Annotated in this window: 13 protein-coding genes; 10 read left to right on the forward strand and 3 right to left on the reverse strand. The window is 57.8% G+C overall.

Annotated elements, in window-relative coordinates; translation table 11 throughout:
* Positions 1-272 precede the first annotated feature (272 nt).
* Genes R2940_03580 through R2940_03590 form a run of 3 tightly spaced genes read left to right on the forward strand, consistent with a single transcriptional unit; the run spans position 273 to position 4,931 of the window.
* Positions 273-2,273: a TonB-dependent receptor gene (locus R2940_03580; GenBank protein MEZ4598855.1), complete on the forward strand. Its 2,001-nt coding sequence runs from the start codon at positions 273-275 to the stop codon at positions 2,271-2,273.
* 13 nt (positions 2,274-2,286) lie between these two features.
* The gene (locus tag R2940_03585; protein MEZ4598856.1) at positions 2,287-2,880 is read left to right on the forward strand and encodes a YfiR family protein; all 594 of its coding nucleotides are present in this window, start codon (positions 2,287-2,289) and stop codon (positions 2,878-2,880) included.
* Complete coding sequence (locus tag R2940_03590; protein MEZ4598857.1) at positions 2,877-4,931, forward strand: EAL domain-containing protein; 2,055 nt, start codon at positions 2,877-2,879, stop codon at positions 4,929-4,931. Before R2940_03585 ends, R2940_03590 begins: the two co-directional genes overlap by 4 nt.
* Positions 4,932-5,020: 89 nt before the next feature.
* Here the strand turns inward: R2940_03590 and R2940_03595 are convergent, their stop codons facing one another.
* Both R2940_03595 and R2940_03600 read right to left on the reverse strand, forming a co-directional pair.
* On the reverse strand, positions 5,021-6,691 hold the full coding sequence (locus R2940_03595) for an AMP-binding protein (protein MEZ4598858.1): 1,671 nt from the start codon (positions 6,689-6,691) through the stop codon (positions 5,021-5,023).
* A gap of 43 nt (positions 6,692-6,734) precedes the next feature.
* The gene (locus tag R2940_03600; protein MEZ4598859.1) at positions 6,735-7,301 is read right to left on the reverse strand and encodes an XRE family transcriptional regulator; all 567 of its coding nucleotides are present in this window, start codon (positions 7,299-7,301) and stop codon (positions 6,735-6,737) included.
* A 164-nt stretch (positions 7,302-7,465) separates the two neighbouring features.
* Here R2940_03600 and R2940_03605 point away from each other — a divergent pair, with 164 nt between their 5' ends.
* The 5 genes from R2940_03605 (at position 7,466) to R2940_03625 (ending at position 11,448) form a co-directional block, all read left to right on the forward strand.
* The gene (locus R2940_03605; protein MEZ4598860.1) at positions 7,466-8,116 is read left to right on the forward strand and encodes a DUF924 family protein; all 651 of its coding nucleotides are present in this window, start codon (positions 7,466-7,468) and stop codon (positions 8,114-8,116) included.
* Positions 8,058-8,831 carry an endonuclease/exonuclease/phosphatase family protein gene (locus tag R2940_03610; protein ID MEZ4598861.1) on the forward strand — a complete coding sequence of 258 codons (774 nt, stop codon included), beginning with the start codon at positions 8,058-8,060 and terminating at the stop codon, positions 8,829-8,831. Before R2940_03605 ends, R2940_03610 begins: the two co-directional genes overlap by 59 nt.
* A 42-nt stretch (positions 8,832-8,873) precedes the next feature.
* Entirely contained in the window at positions 8,874-9,344 is a 471-nt protein-coding gene (locus R2940_03615) for a PaaI family thioesterase (protein MEZ4598862.1), read from the forward strand.
* A gap of 62 nt (positions 9,345-9,406) precedes the next feature.
* Positions 9,407-10,579: an acetyl-CoA C-acetyltransferase gene (locus tag R2940_03620; GenBank protein ID MEZ4598863.1), complete on the forward strand. Its 1,173-nt coding sequence runs from the start codon at positions 9,407-9,409 to the stop codon at positions 10,577-10,579.
* Between the two features lie 5 nt (positions 10,580-10,584).
* A complete protein-coding gene (locus R2940_03625; protein MEZ4598864.1) occupies positions 10,585-11,448 on the forward strand; it encodes a 3-hydroxyacyl-CoA dehydrogenase NAD-binding domain-containing protein in 864 nt (287 codons plus the stop codon).
* 34 nt (positions 11,449-11,482) lie between these two features.
* On the opposite strand, the gene R2940_03630 is transcribed toward R2940_03625, so the two are convergent.
* Positions 11,483-11,758: a helix-turn-helix domain-containing protein gene (locus tag R2940_03630; protein ID MEZ4598865.1), complete on the reverse strand. Its 276-nt coding sequence runs from the start codon at positions 11,756-11,758 to the stop codon at positions 11,483-11,485.
* Positions 11,759-11,854: 96 nt separating this feature from the next.
* Between R2940_03630 and R2940_03635 the strand changes: the two genes are divergently transcribed.
* Together R2940_03635 and R2940_03640 are read left to right on the forward strand one after the other, a co-directional pair.
* Positions 11,855-12,295 carry a helix-turn-helix transcriptional regulator gene (locus R2940_03635; protein ID MEZ4598866.1) on the forward strand — a complete coding sequence of 147 codons (441 nt, stop codon included), beginning with the start codon at positions 11,855-11,857 and terminating at the stop codon, positions 12,293-12,295.
* A 201-nt stretch (positions 12,296-12,496) separates the two neighbouring features.
* Positions 12,497-13,648 carry an acyl-CoA dehydrogenase family protein gene (locus R2940_03640; protein MEZ4598867.1) on the forward strand — a complete coding sequence of 384 codons (1,152 nt, stop codon included), beginning with the start codon at positions 12,497-12,499 and terminating at the stop codon, positions 13,646-13,648.
* The last annotated feature ends 54 nt before the right edge of the window (positions 13,649-13,702 follow it).

Raw genomic sequence — 13,702 nt, forward strand, 5'->3', positions numbered from 1 at the left:
GTTGTTTACAAAGGCACCCTTTTTGCAAAATTAAAGTCGGCTTGCTCTTGGCTTGCTCCTTTCGCAAGATTATTTCGACCGGATTTTGGTAAAAAGATTTATTGAACTTCTGGGAAAAAATCATCAAGTAAGAATGTTGTAGAAAGAATTCGGCACCGCCATTGTTATGCGAATTAAGCGCCGATTTGTCGAGAATCGTCGCATGGATAGGGGAGGGGGACGTTTTGAGCTGGAAACCGGTTATTCCAGTCTTGCTGCTAGTGGGATGGCTGATGTTGGCGCCGGCGTGCGGCTGGGCGATTTCCGATGCGGATCTTCTGAAACTGAGCCTCGAGGAATTGACCAGCCTGGAGGTGACTTCGAGCGGCAGGAAGCTGCAGAAAGTCAGCGAGGCGCCGATGGCGGTTTACGTCATCCATCAGGAGGACATCCGCCGTTCGGGTGCCACCAGCATTCCGGAAGCCCTGCGCCTGGTGCCGGGTGTCAGCGTGGCCCGCATCGACGGCAGCACCTGGGCGATCGCCATTCGCGGCTTCAACGGCCGTTTCCTCAACAAGCTGCAGGTGCTGATTGACGGCCGCAGCGTCTATTCGCCCCCTTTTTCGACAGTACATTGGGATATGCAGGACACCCTCCTCGATGACATTGAGCGCATCGAGGTGGTGCGCGGCCCGGGCGGCACCCTCTGGGGAGCCAACGCGGTCAACGGCGTGATCAACATCATCACCAAAAAGGCGGGGGATACCCAGGGAACCCTGGTCAAGGCCGGTTACGGAACCGAGGAAGAGGGCTTTGCCGCCGTGCGCTACGGCGGCACGGCCGGCGAGCGGGCCGATTACCGCGCCTTCGTCAAGTATTTCAATCGAGATTCGCTAAATCCGAACGAGTATGGCTACCTCGGTCAGGGGGAAGCCCATGACGATTGGAATGCCTTTAGAGGAGGTTTTCGGCTGGATGTCACTGGGGGCAGCCGGGACGATTTTACCCTGCAGGGGGAGGCTTACAGCGGTACCGAAGGCCAGCAGGACCAGCTTTGGCCCCTTGACCCGACCCTTGCATTCAACCAGCGGGTGGTGTCTGATACCCAATTCGCCGGCGGATTTCTGCTGGGCAGCTGGCAGCATCAATTGGCCGACGGAGGGGATTTGACCCTGAAAGGCTACTACGATCGCAGCTATCGCGATGAGCAGGTATTGGGGAAGGCCGTATGGGACGTGTTCGATGTCGATTTTCAGCACCGCTTTTTCCTTGGCCAACGGCAGGAAATGCTTTGGGGCCTGGGCTACCGCCTGACCCGGGATGACGTCGAAGACGGCGACCTGGTCACCTTCGAGGACGGCTCAGCCAGCGACCAGCTCTTCAGTCTGTTCCTGCAGGACGAAATCACCCTGATACCTCAACGGCTGCGGTTGCTTCTCGGTTCCAAATTCGAACACAACGACTATACCGGCTTCGAATACCAGCCCAATGCCCGCCTGGTCTGGACCCCGAACCAACACCATACCCTCTGGGCAGCTGTTTCCAGAGCAGTACGCACTCCATCGCGCCTCGAAGACAACGGTAATATCTTCTATACCGCATTGCCGGCCGGTGCCTTTTTCCCCGGCCCTTTTCCAGTCAGAATCGACGTATATGGCAATAAAGATTTCGACTCGGAAAAAATACTCTCCTATGAATTGGGTTACCGCTTCCTGCCCCAACGCGGATTCAGTATCGACACAGCACTTTTCTACACCCGCTACAGGGATCATCGCTCGGCAGAGCCTCTTCCCCCGTCCTTCGAGACCGAGCCCATCGATCACATTCTGCTCGCATTCAATGAAGACAATAAGCTGGAGGCCGAGGCTTGGGGACTGGAGATAGCCGTGGATTGGCATGTATTCCACTGGTGGCGTCTGCAGGGCAATTACAGCCTGTTGAAGCTGAACCTGACCCAGGAAAAGGGAAGCGGCGATTTTTTCAGCCCCCTGCTCTATGAAGATTCCAGCCCCCAGCAGCAATGCTCGCTTCGCTCCTCCTTCGATCTCGGGCGCAACTGGGATCTTGACCTCTGGCTGCGCTATGTGGACTCGGTTTCGGTCTATTTTACGGATGTGAACGATTATTTTTCTCTTGATGTTCGCCTGGCGTGGCGGCCGGTTAAGGGGCTGGAACTGGCCCTGGTCGGACAGAACCTGATTGAGAACGAGCACACTGAGTTCCAGGTGGAGTTCGGGCGGGCGGCAACCGTCGTACCCCGGGGCATTTACGGCCAGGTAAAGTGGCAGTTTTGAGTAGCAGAGACCGATGAAAAAAATCAGTTTTCTACATAAAGGTTTTATTCTGCTCTGCCTGGCGCTGCTGCTGGCATTCGTTAACGTCGGCCGTGCAGGAGCCCGGGAACCGGCTTCGGAAGAGAGTGTCAAAGCGGCCATTCTCTTCAATCTGATCCGGTTCGTCGAATGGCCGGTTTCAGCGGGGGCGGACTCGTCGTCACCGCGGATCGTGGCCACTTTCGGTCAGGACGCCCTGCAGCAGCGGATGGTAGCAATGGCCTCCTCGGCGGAACTGGTTTCGCGGGTCTCCGCTCTGGAAGTCGCAGACCTTGACCAGTTGAAGGATTGCAGGGACCGCATTCAGGTTCTTTATATCGCCCGTTCGGCTCATAAATTTATCCCGCAGATTCTCGACCTTCTCGAGGGCCGGCCGGTGTTGCTTGTCGGCGATCAGGAAGGGTTCGTGATGAGGGGCGGGATGATGAATTATGTGCGGGAGAATAATCGGATCCGTTTTGACATTAATTTGGACAAGGCCGAAAAGAGCCGGTTGAAGATGAGTGCCAAACTGTTCAATTTGGCCAGGGTGATTGTCAGTGATGGAGTTGCGAGGGAAAGGCGATGATCCGTGTCCACCAGTTCATAGACAGGCTGTCCATCCGGACCAAGCTGAAGATCATTATCACCGGCATCAGCCTGATCGTACTGCTGGCCCTCTTTTCCACCTTTGTGTTGACCCAGCGCACCCTCCTGCGGGATGCCCTGAGACAGGAACTGCAGGTTCTTGCCCGAAATCTCTCCCAGAACTGTTCCGCAGCGCTGATTTTCAAGGATGTGCCTGCAGCCGAGGGAATACTGTCTTCCCTCGAAAGCAAGCCTCAGGTCCAGGCTGGGGTGATTTTCGATAAAGACGGCCGTCCATTTTCCATTTACAGGAAAAAAAACCTTGGCGGGGAACTGCATCGGCCTGACCCCTTGTTACTGGAAAAAGGATTTCTGTTCCGGGAGGGTGAACTGGAAATTGCCCAAGCGATCGTTGAGGGGGATGAGTATTTCGGAACCCTCCTGATCTGCGCCGGCCTGGCGGATATTCAACAGGTGCTGTCGCAATATATATTTTTCGGCGCCGTGGGCCTTGCCGTGGCCTTGCTCTTCGCCTGGTTTCTGGCGGCCAAACTGCAGCGGGTTATTTCCCTTCCCATCGAGCACCTCGCCGCGGTGATGCGGGCCGTTTCCGATAACAGGGATTATTCGAGGCGGGTGCGTATGGAGCGCAGTGACGAGCTCGGCATTCTGGTGGAAAATTTCAATGACATGCTCGACCAGATTCAGGCTCGCGACCTGGAACTGCAGAAAAAGCAGCAGCGGCTCAACTACCTGGCCCACCACGACCCTCTGACCGACCTGCCCAACCGGCTGCTGTTCAATGGCCGTCTGAAAAACGCCCTGGACCATGCCAGGCGCAGCAATTCCAGGTTGGCTCTGCTCTTTCTCGACCTGGACCGCTTTAAGAACATCAACGATTCCCTCGGCCACAAGGCCGGCGACGAGGTCTTACGGGCCGTGGCCGGTCGACTGACCGGAGCCGTCCTTTCCGATAAAACTCTGGCCAGGTTGGGAGGGGACGAATTTGTTGTTATTCTCGACGGGATCAGGGACTACCAGGCCGTATCGGCGGCGGCCGAAAACATTCTCAAGGTGCTGGTGCATCCTGTGAAGGTGGGGAAACAGGATCTGTTCATTTCCGGCAGCATCGGCATCAGTGTCTTTCCCGAGGACGGAGATTCCGTCGAAAGCCTGATGCAGTGCGCCGACGTGGCCATGTACCAGGCCAAGGAACTCGGCCGGAACAACTTCCAGTTTTTCACACAGGGAATGACCGAACGGGCCCAGGAAGTGCTGACCATGGAAGGCAAGCTGCGCCAGGCCGTTTCCCGGGGGGAACTGGTGATCCACTACCAGCCCCAGGTCGATCTCAGGACGGGATGCACCCTCGGCATGGAGGCCCTGCTGCGATGGCAGCATCCGGTGATGGGACTTGTGCCTCCGGGCAAGTTCATTCCCCTGGCCGAAGAAACCGGGCTGATCATTCCCATCGGCAGGTGGGTGCTGGAAACCGCCTGCAGGCAGGCGATGATTTGGCAACATGCTGGTTATCCACACTGGAAAGTGGCCGTCAATATCTCACCAAAGCAATTCTGGCAGGCGGATCTGAATGAAACTATTGCCCAGGTCCTTGGCGATTCAGGCCTCGAGCCGGAACGGCTGGAACTGGAAATCACCGAAAGTACCATCATGCTGGATGCGGAACGAGCCATCGATACCATGATGCGCCTCAGGGAGATGGGAATCAGCCTGGCCATCGACGATTTCGGCACCGGCTATTCCTCCCTGAGCTGCCTGCAGAGATTCCCTCTTTCCAAGCTGAAGATCGACAGGTCCTTTGTCAGGGACATTCTGGAGGGCGAAAAAAGGGGGGCAATAGCGCAGGGGATCATCGGCCTTGCCCACACCCTGAACCTCGAAGTCATTGCCGAGGGAATCGAGCAGAAAAGCCAGGCGGAATTTCTGCTCGATAGAGGCTGCCGTCTCGGCCAAGGCTTTTATCTCGGCCATCCAATGGAGGCCGAAGACTTCACGATTGCGGAGAGGAAATCCGGTTCGGCCGGGAAGTAGAGAGGCTCATTTCTGATTAAGTCATCCATCCGAAGCTTCAGGTGAACACCTGCTCAACAAATATTTCAAGATCATCCCGATGTGATCGATTATTTTATCTTTTCCCTTTCCCGTATTTCAACCCGCCTGATCTTGCCGCTGATGGTCTTCGGCAATTCCTTCACGAACTCGATAATGCGCGGATACTTGTAGGGCGCCGTCACCCGCTTGACGTGATCCTGCAGTTCGGTTTTGAGCTCCTCGCCCGGTTCGTATCCTTTCGCCAGTACGATGGTCGCCTTGACCACTTGCCCCCGGTCGGGGTCGGGGACGCCGGTGATGGCGCATTCCAGAACGGCAGGATGCTCGATGAGGGCGCTTTCCACCTCGAAGGGGCCGATGCGGTAACCGGAACTTTTGATCAGGTCGTCGGCCCGGCCGACGAACCAGAAATACCCGTCCTCATCGCACCAGGCCATGTCTCCGGTGCGGTAGTAGCCATCGTGCCAGACCTCGGCGGTCTTGGCATCATCGCCGAAATAGCCGGGGAACAGACCCGGCGGCCGCCCATCGGAGGTGGAGATGGCGATTTCACCTTCCTCGCCGATCTCGCAGAGACGGTCATCCCCGTTCAGAAGAACGATGTCGTAGATCGGTGCCGGCTTGCCCATGGAGCCCGGTTTCGGCTCCATCCAGGGCCAGGTGGCGATGGACACCACGGTTTCCGTCTGACCATAGCCTTCCATCAGGCGGATCCCGGTAAATTCCAGAAAGCGTTCGTAGACCTCGGGGTTGAGAGGTTCGCCTGCCACCACGCAGTATTTCAATCCTGAGAAGTCGTACCGGGAAAGGTCCTCCTTGATCAGGAAACGATAGACCGTCGGCGGCGCGCAGAAGGTTGTCACCCCGTACCGCGCGGCCATGGCGGCCATTTCGGCGGCATTGAACTTGTCGTAGTCATAGACGAAAACGGCACTGCCGCAAATCCACTGGCCGTAGATCTTGCCCCATACCACCTTGGCCCAACCGGTGTCGGCCACGGTGTAGTGCAGGCCGCCGTCGGTGTTGCCCTGCCAGTAGCGGGCGGTCAGAATGTGGGCCAGGGGGTAGGCCATGTCGTGATGAATCAGCTTGGGATAACCGGTCGTGCCGGAGGAAAAATAGGCCAGGCAGATATCGTCGTTGGCGGTCGCTTCACTGCCCGTCGGGCGGGAAAAAACGGCCGAGGCCATTTCCAGTTCCGCTTCCAGGTTCCCCCAGCCTTCGCGGATTCCGCCGAGCAGCAGCTTGTGGCGGATCATGTCGCCTGTCTGCCTCTGCCCTTCCTCGATATGGGTCAGCAGGTCGTCGCCGGCAACGCTGACGATCATCGGAATGGAGGCGGTGCGAACCCGGTAGGCGATATCCCTGGAGGTTAGCATGTGCGTGGCGGGCGTGGCGATGGCTCCGAGCTTGTGCAGGCCCAGCAGGCAGAACCAGAATTCGTACCTCCCTTTGAGAATCAGCATGACGTGATCGCCCTTGCTGATCCTGTAGCTGCGGAACAGGTTGGCGGCCTTGTCACTGAAATGCTTCATTTCAGCAAAGGTGAAGCGGCGTTCGTTGCCGTGATCATCGCACCAGACCAGAGCCTCTTTGTCCGGCTGTTCGGCGGCATAGACATCGACCACATCGTAGGCGAAATTGAAGTTTTCGGGAATCTGCAAGGAAAAATTTCCCTGAAAGTCTTCCAGAGAATCGAATTCGGTCCGGGTCAGAAAACGGTCGAGCAGGCTGGCCATTTTTATCCTCCTGTTTTTCACTTAACGGCAGCAATGCAAACGGTCAATGATCCATCTGGAAAATAATGGCCAGGAATCGTGCCGGCCGTCCGTCCAGGGCTTCCATGGCATGTTCGTGGTTGGAATCGTAGAAAATTGAATCTCCCGGTTCCAGTACGATGTCGTGGTCATGAAGGTGGATGCGCAGCCGCCCTTCCAGGACGTAATTGAACTCCTGTCCGGGATGGCTCGCTTTTATCGGCCCGTTTTCCCGGGTGTTCGGTTCCACCGTCACCAGCAGAGGTTCGATCTTCTTGTTGATGAAGTTGGCGGCCAGGCTCTGGTAGGTATACTGTTTGCGCCGCTCGACGCTGATCCCCTTGCCCTGGCGGGTCACGGTGAACACCTGCAGCCGGGGCGATTCGCCACTCAGAAGCAGGGTCGGATCCGCTTTGAGCTCACTGGCGATACGGAACAGCAGCCCTACGGGAATGTCCTCGATGCCGCTTTCGATGTTTTGATAGGCTTCCGTGGAGATGTCGAGTTTGCGGGCCATCTGGGATGCTTCAATGCCCGACAACTCGCGCAGTTCCTGGATGCGGGTCGCTATTTCTCGAATTTTCTGCTGCATGGCCGGCCTCCTTGAATCGGATTCTGCAGGGGAGTTTAGGGGCATCATAATCGCAGACGAGCGAAATGAAAAGGAGGATTGTTGGATGGACCGTGGAGCCGTGATTCGACTTGCGTGGTATGATTAATCTGAAGTCCAAGTTGAATTTCAGGATCAGGTGAACCATGGACCCGGAAACAATCCTTCAATTCTGGTTCGGAGGGGCACTCGAAAATCGGGAGGCGATGGACGAGCGCTGCAAATTGTGGTTCGGCAGCAATCCCTACTTCGACGAACAGATTCGGCAAAGATTTGGCCACTTGCCGTATCTTGCCGCAGAAGCACGCTGTCCGGCGTGGATCTCCTCGCCCCGCTCCTGTCTCGCCCTCGCTCTGATCCTGGATCAGTTTCCGCGCAATCTCTATCGTGGCCAGGGCCGGGCCTTCGCTTTCGACCGACGGGCGGTAGAGTGTGCCAGAACGGCCATCGGTTTCGGTTTCGACAGAAAAGTGCATCCTGTGGAGGCCGCCTTTTTCTACCTGCCGCTCGAGCATGCTGAAAATTCTTCCCTGCAGGATCTGTCTGTTGAAAAGTTTCGCCTTTTGCGAAAGAGGGCGCCTCGGCATCTTCTGACCATATTCAACGGATTTTACGCCTACGCCCTCGCTCATCGTGCGGTCATCCGTCGATTCGGTCGTTTTCCCCACCGCAATGCAATGCTCGGGCGAACATCCGGCCCCGAGGAAATGGAATACCTGGCCCAAGGCGGGGAGACCTTTGGTAGCGGACGCAGCGCCGGGGCCAAAGGGAAGCGGTCGGCCACGATCAATTATTGACGAAAGGTGCACGAAAATTCCAACTCTGCATCTTGCCTGCTACAACATACGACAGGGACACGGTTTGGACGGCCGTCGCGATCTCCGACGTATTGCGAGGATCATTTCGGAGATGAAAGCCGATTTTATCGGCCTTCAGGAGGTCACCAGCCGGCATTCCGGCAACGGCTCCCCGTCTCAACTGGAGATTCTGGCCGAAGAGACCGGCCTGCAAGGCGTCGGCGGGCCGACCATGATCCATCTGTTCGGGGAGTACGGCAACGGTCTTTTGACTTCATGCCCTATTCTGAATGTTCGTCGCATAGACCTCAGTTTTCGCCGGCGGGAACCCCGCGGCGCTCTGGATGTCGATCTCCGGGTGGCCGGCAGGTCGGTGCGCGTGGTGGTCACCCATCTGGGGCTCATGCCGGGCGAGCGTCGTTTTCAGGTCAAGAAATTGATAGATGCACTGGGCGTCCTGACCACCGACCTCGTCATCCTGATGGGCGATCTGAATGAATGGTTTTTCTACGGGCGACCTTTGCGCTGGCTGCATCGGCACTTCGGTCATGTTGTCACTCCTGCCACATTTCCGGCCTTTCGGCCGTTGTTGGCCCTGGACCGTATCCTGGTCAGCCCGCAACATCAGATGCTCACGCTGAAAAGGCTGGAGACGCCGGAAACCAGGGTGGCTTCCGATCATCTTCCACTGCAGGCGCTGGTCCAGATCGATTGACATTTTTTTCGGGGTCGCGGCGATCACTATTGGAGGACAGCCATGGAACAGAAGGCCTTTCAGGACATGATTCCCGACAATTACTGTTACGGCTGCGGCCCGGAAAACCCCCGCGGCCTGCATCTCAAGAGCACCTGGGACGGAGAGCAATCCGTAGCCAGTTTCTCGCCGCAAAGTCATCATGCTGCCGGGCCGCGGCATGTTTTGAACGGCGGGGTCATCGCGACCATCATCGATTGCCACTGCATCTGCACGGCGATCGCCGACGCCTATCGCCGGGAAGGGCGGGCGGTCGGAGGCGACCCGCCGATCTGGTATGCGACAGGCAGCCTGCGGGTCGATTACCTGCGTCCGACGCCGATCGACGAGGCGGTGACCCTGCGGGCGGAAGTTCTGGAAGCAGGTCCGAAAAAGACCGTGCTGGCCTGCACCCTCACGGCTGCCGGCAAGGAATGCGCCCGCGGGGAAGTGGTGGCGGTACGGGTGCCGGAAACCTGGAAAAGCGGACGGTGAAGCCCCGAAGTCCCTGAGGTCCGTGAAGTCTCTGCAGTCCTTTGCCTTTTGCAGGAGTTTCCATGCCGGAAAGAGTTGTTCTGCTCAGCGCGGTTCGCACCGCCATCGGCAGATATGGCGGAAGCCTCAGGGAGATCTCCGCGCCCCGTCTGGGAGCGCAGGTGGTGAAAGAGGCCGTCAGACGGAGCGGAATCGGCATGGAGGAAGTTGACGAGGTGATCATGGGCAACGTGTTGTCGGCGGGGCTGGGACAGAACCCCGCCCGGCAGGCGGCCCTGATGGCCGGAATGCCGGTTGGAGTCGGTGCCTTGACGGTCAATCAGGTCTGTGGCTCCGGACTGCAGGCCGTCATTCTCGCGACGCGGGCGATCAGGGCCGGCGAGGCCCGATTCGTTGTGGCCGGCGGCATGGAGAGCATGAGTGGAGCTCCTCACCTGCTCCATGGCCTGCGCTGGGGTATTCGTGCCGGAGATGCTGATCTGGTCGACGGAATGCTGCACGATGGTCTGACGGATGCCTTTCACGGCATCAAAATGGGCGAAACCGGGGAAAGGATTGCACGAAAGTACGGCGTGACCCGGCAGGAGGCGGATGCATTTGCAGTCAGAAGTCATCATTTGGCGGCCGAGGCGCAGAAATCGGGCAAATTCGATCGGGAGATCGTTGCGGTGCCTCTCGAAACGGTTTTTTTTGCAAGGGATGAGTGCCTTCGGGGCGAGACCACCATGGAGAAGTTGTGCTCTCTGCCTCCGGCTTTTCTGCCGAAGGGGATCCTGACGGCCGGTAACAGTTCCCAGATCAGCGACGGTGCCGCAGCCCTGCTGCTGACGTCCGCCTCCCTGGCCAGGGACCGCAATCTGATGCCCCTGGCGGAAATTACCCACTATGCCTCCTCCGGAACGGCGCCGGAGGATGTCATGGAATCGCCGATATTCGCCGTGCGCAGGCTGCTGGAGCGATCAGGCCTGACCCTGAAGGATATGGACCTGGTGGAGCATAACGAGGCTTTTTCCGTAGCTTCCCTGGCCGTCGCCCGCGAACTTGGAATCGATCTGGAAAAACTCAACGTTCATGGCGGAGCGGTCGCTCTGGGGCATCCCATCGGCGCCAGCGGGGCGAGAATTCTGGTGACCCTGCTGCACGCTCTGCAGGACAGGAAGCTGACAAGGGGACTGGCCACGCTGTGCATGGGCGGCGGCAACGGGCTGGCCATGACCATCGAGCGGACGGGGTGAGGGTTATGACGATCAGAAAGGTTGTGGTTGTCGGCGCAGGGGCCATGGGCACCGGTATTGCCCGGGCAGCTGCCGCAGGTGGATTCGAGGTGCTGCTGCAGGATCGCGATCAGGCCAAGGCCGAAACCGGTCGGCAGTCCATTCGAGTGAGCCTGGAGAAGCAGGTCGCCAAAGGGAGGATGGAGGAGGCCGGGAAGGAAGCCCTGCTCTCCCGTATCAGGCTCTGCAGCAGCCTCGATGAATGCGCCGGGTCCGATCTGGTGATCGAGGCTGTGGTGGAAAACGAGGATGTCAAACAGGGGATCTTTCGGTCCCTGGATGCCGTTTGCCCGCCCCACACGCTGTTCGCCAGCAACACCTCCTCCATTTCGATAACCCGCCTGGCCTCGGTCACGACCCGTCCTGAGCAGGTGATCGGCATGCATTTCATGAATCCCGCCCACGTTATGAAGCTGGTCGAAGTGATCACCGGATTGGTCACGTCTCCGGCAACCACCGAAAAGGTGTGTCAGGTGGCGGAACAGATGGGTAAAACCCCGGTCTTGGTCAACGATTGTCCCGGTTTCGTCGCCAATCGGGTGCTGATGCCGATGATCAATGATGCGATTTTTTGCCTGCAGGAGGGGGTGGCGGATAGGGACGCCATCGACGAAATCACCCGGCTGGGGGCCAACCACCCCATGGGGCCGCTGGAACTGGCCGACTTCATCGGTCTCGATGTCTGCCTGGAGATCCTCAAGGTGCTTCACCGGGAACTCGGCGAAAAATACCGCCCCTGCACGCTGCTGAGAAATATGGTCGCCGCCGGCCGGCTGGGGCGTAAATCCGGGTGCGGTTTTTACGATTATCGGGAAAGCCGAAAAAGCTGATCCAGTCCGCCATAAAACGGCTTTTTAGACATTGCTAAAGGTCTTTTAAAGTGCTATCTTTCCGAGTTCCAAGGTGACGCCCTTGGCGGTCATAGCGTGAAGGCCAGATGTTTTGAGGTTTGACGCCGACAATGCCGGCCACGATCAGTTCCATCACCGACCAGGGCCGCCACAGAACCGTGTTGGGGGAGTTTTCGGCATAGCCGTACTCTCTGGCTATCCTCGCAAAGGAATAACCCGCCTTCGCCAAGGCCGCCTTGATATCGGCCGGGTGCCAGTTCCTCGGCGCTTCATCCTGGTTTGCGGTCATATATCCTCTTTTTTTTTGGACGGAATTTTTCGAGTTCTGAAATTTTTCGGTAGAAAAATAGAATAAAATCTATTCCATAAATTTGTCAATGGAAATATGGAAGAAAGTCGCCTGAAAATTGCCAGAACAGTTTTAGGAGGCATCAGCCAGGCCAAGTTCGCCAAATCCCTCGGCGTTCCCTCCTATAAGATCCGGGACATGGAATCCGGAAAGGTCCGGACGTCCCCCGACATTGCAAGAAAAATGGAAGAACTGTTCGATTTTTCCTTCAGGTGGGTCATGACGGGAAGGGGACCGATGTTTGCGGACAGCCCCCGCACCGGTCATGAAAAGATGGAAAGTGAATGTCTGGAGGCGGAGGTCGAACCCGGCTCCGGCTGCAGACTGACGGTTCGGGAAGGGGAAACCTTCTGGCATTCGGATAACCCCGACTTGCTTGAAATCCTCAATCTGCTGCGTGAATACGGATCTCCTAAACTTCTCCGGGAGATCAAGGAGAAGTTGCTTCGAGTCAAACGCGCCGTGGAGGAGGATTGAGCTCTTCCTGCCGTCGTCACCCCTTCTTTCCTGCACAGTCTCCGTCCTTTCTGCTGTTTTCCCCTCCCAAGGCAACCTCCGATTCCCAAATCCGGCCTTTTTGACAGGGTCCTAAAGCTCTATATACTTGGTGATGCAAGTTCCGGTCTTCTCTTAATCCTGGATTATTCGGCGCAATAGTATGGATAACAGGGGGGTGACATGGATTTCGGCCTAAGCGGCGAGCAGTTGGCCTTGCAGAAAAATGTCAGGGAGTTTGCCGTCGAAGAGCTTCTGCCAGGTGTCGAACGGCGTGACAAAGAGGGGGATTTTCCCGTCAGTGCCATCCGCAAGATGGGCGAGATGGGCTTGATGGGCCTGATTTTCCCCAAAGATCTCGGCGGCGGCGGTCAAGATTTTACCAGCTATACCATTGCGGTCGAAGAGCTGGCGAGGGTGGATGCGGCGGCGGCCATTACCCTGCTGGCCCATACCCTCTGTGCGTCCCATATCTTTGTTTTTGGCAGCGAAGAGCAAAAACGGGAGTTTTTGCCTCCTCTTGCACAGGGCGAGGTTCTCGGTGCCTGGGCCCTGACAGAGCCGGGCAGCGGCAGCGATGCGGCCGCTCTCCGGACAAGGGCGGAAGCGACGGCGGACGGCTGGCGGCTCAGCGGTCACAAATACTTTATAACCAACGGGTCCCGTGCCGGGACCATGGTGGTGATGGCCAACTCCGATATGGCCCTGGGGGCCAGGGGCATATCGGCATTCATCGTCAAGGGCAATCCCGAGGGCCTGCAGCGGGGCCGGAATCTGCCCAAACTCGGTTTCCAGTCCAGCGACACGACAGCTGTCATTCTCAAGGATGTTGCGGTTCCGGCGGGCCGGCGCCTGGGGCAGGAGGGGGAAGGTTTCAGACAGGCCATGGCCATGCTCGACTCCGGCAGGATCGGACTGGCGGCGATGGCGGTCGGCATTGCCCGCGGTTGTTTCGAGGAAAGCATCCGTTATGCCCGCAAGCGCCAGACCTTCGGCAGACCGATTGCCGATTATCAGGCCATCCAGTGGATGCTCGCCGACATGGATGTGGAGATAGAGGCAGCGCGGCTGCTTCTGCAAAAGGCAGCCGCGCTCAAGGAAGCGGGCCGGCCTCATACGCGGGAAGCCGCGATAGCCAAGCTTTTCGCCTCGGAAACGGTCATGCATGCAGGCATCAAGGCGGTGCAGATACACGGCGGCCACGGCTATACCAGGGTGTACCCAGTGGAGCGCTACTTCCGCGAAGCCAAGCTCTGCGAAATCGGCGAGGGAACATCCGAAATTCAGCGGATGGTCATCGCCCGGGAATTGCTGAAAAGTCAGGTTGAGGGGTGAAAGCCGGCGCCAAGCCGTCGGATGGGACTGATCAGCCTGATCGGTCGGATCCGA

The sequence above is a fragment of the Syntrophotaleaceae bacterium genome (genome assembly GCA_041390365.1).
Lineage (GTDB): Bacteria > Desulfobacterota > Desulfuromonadia > Desulfuromonadales > Syntrophotaleaceae > JAWKQB01.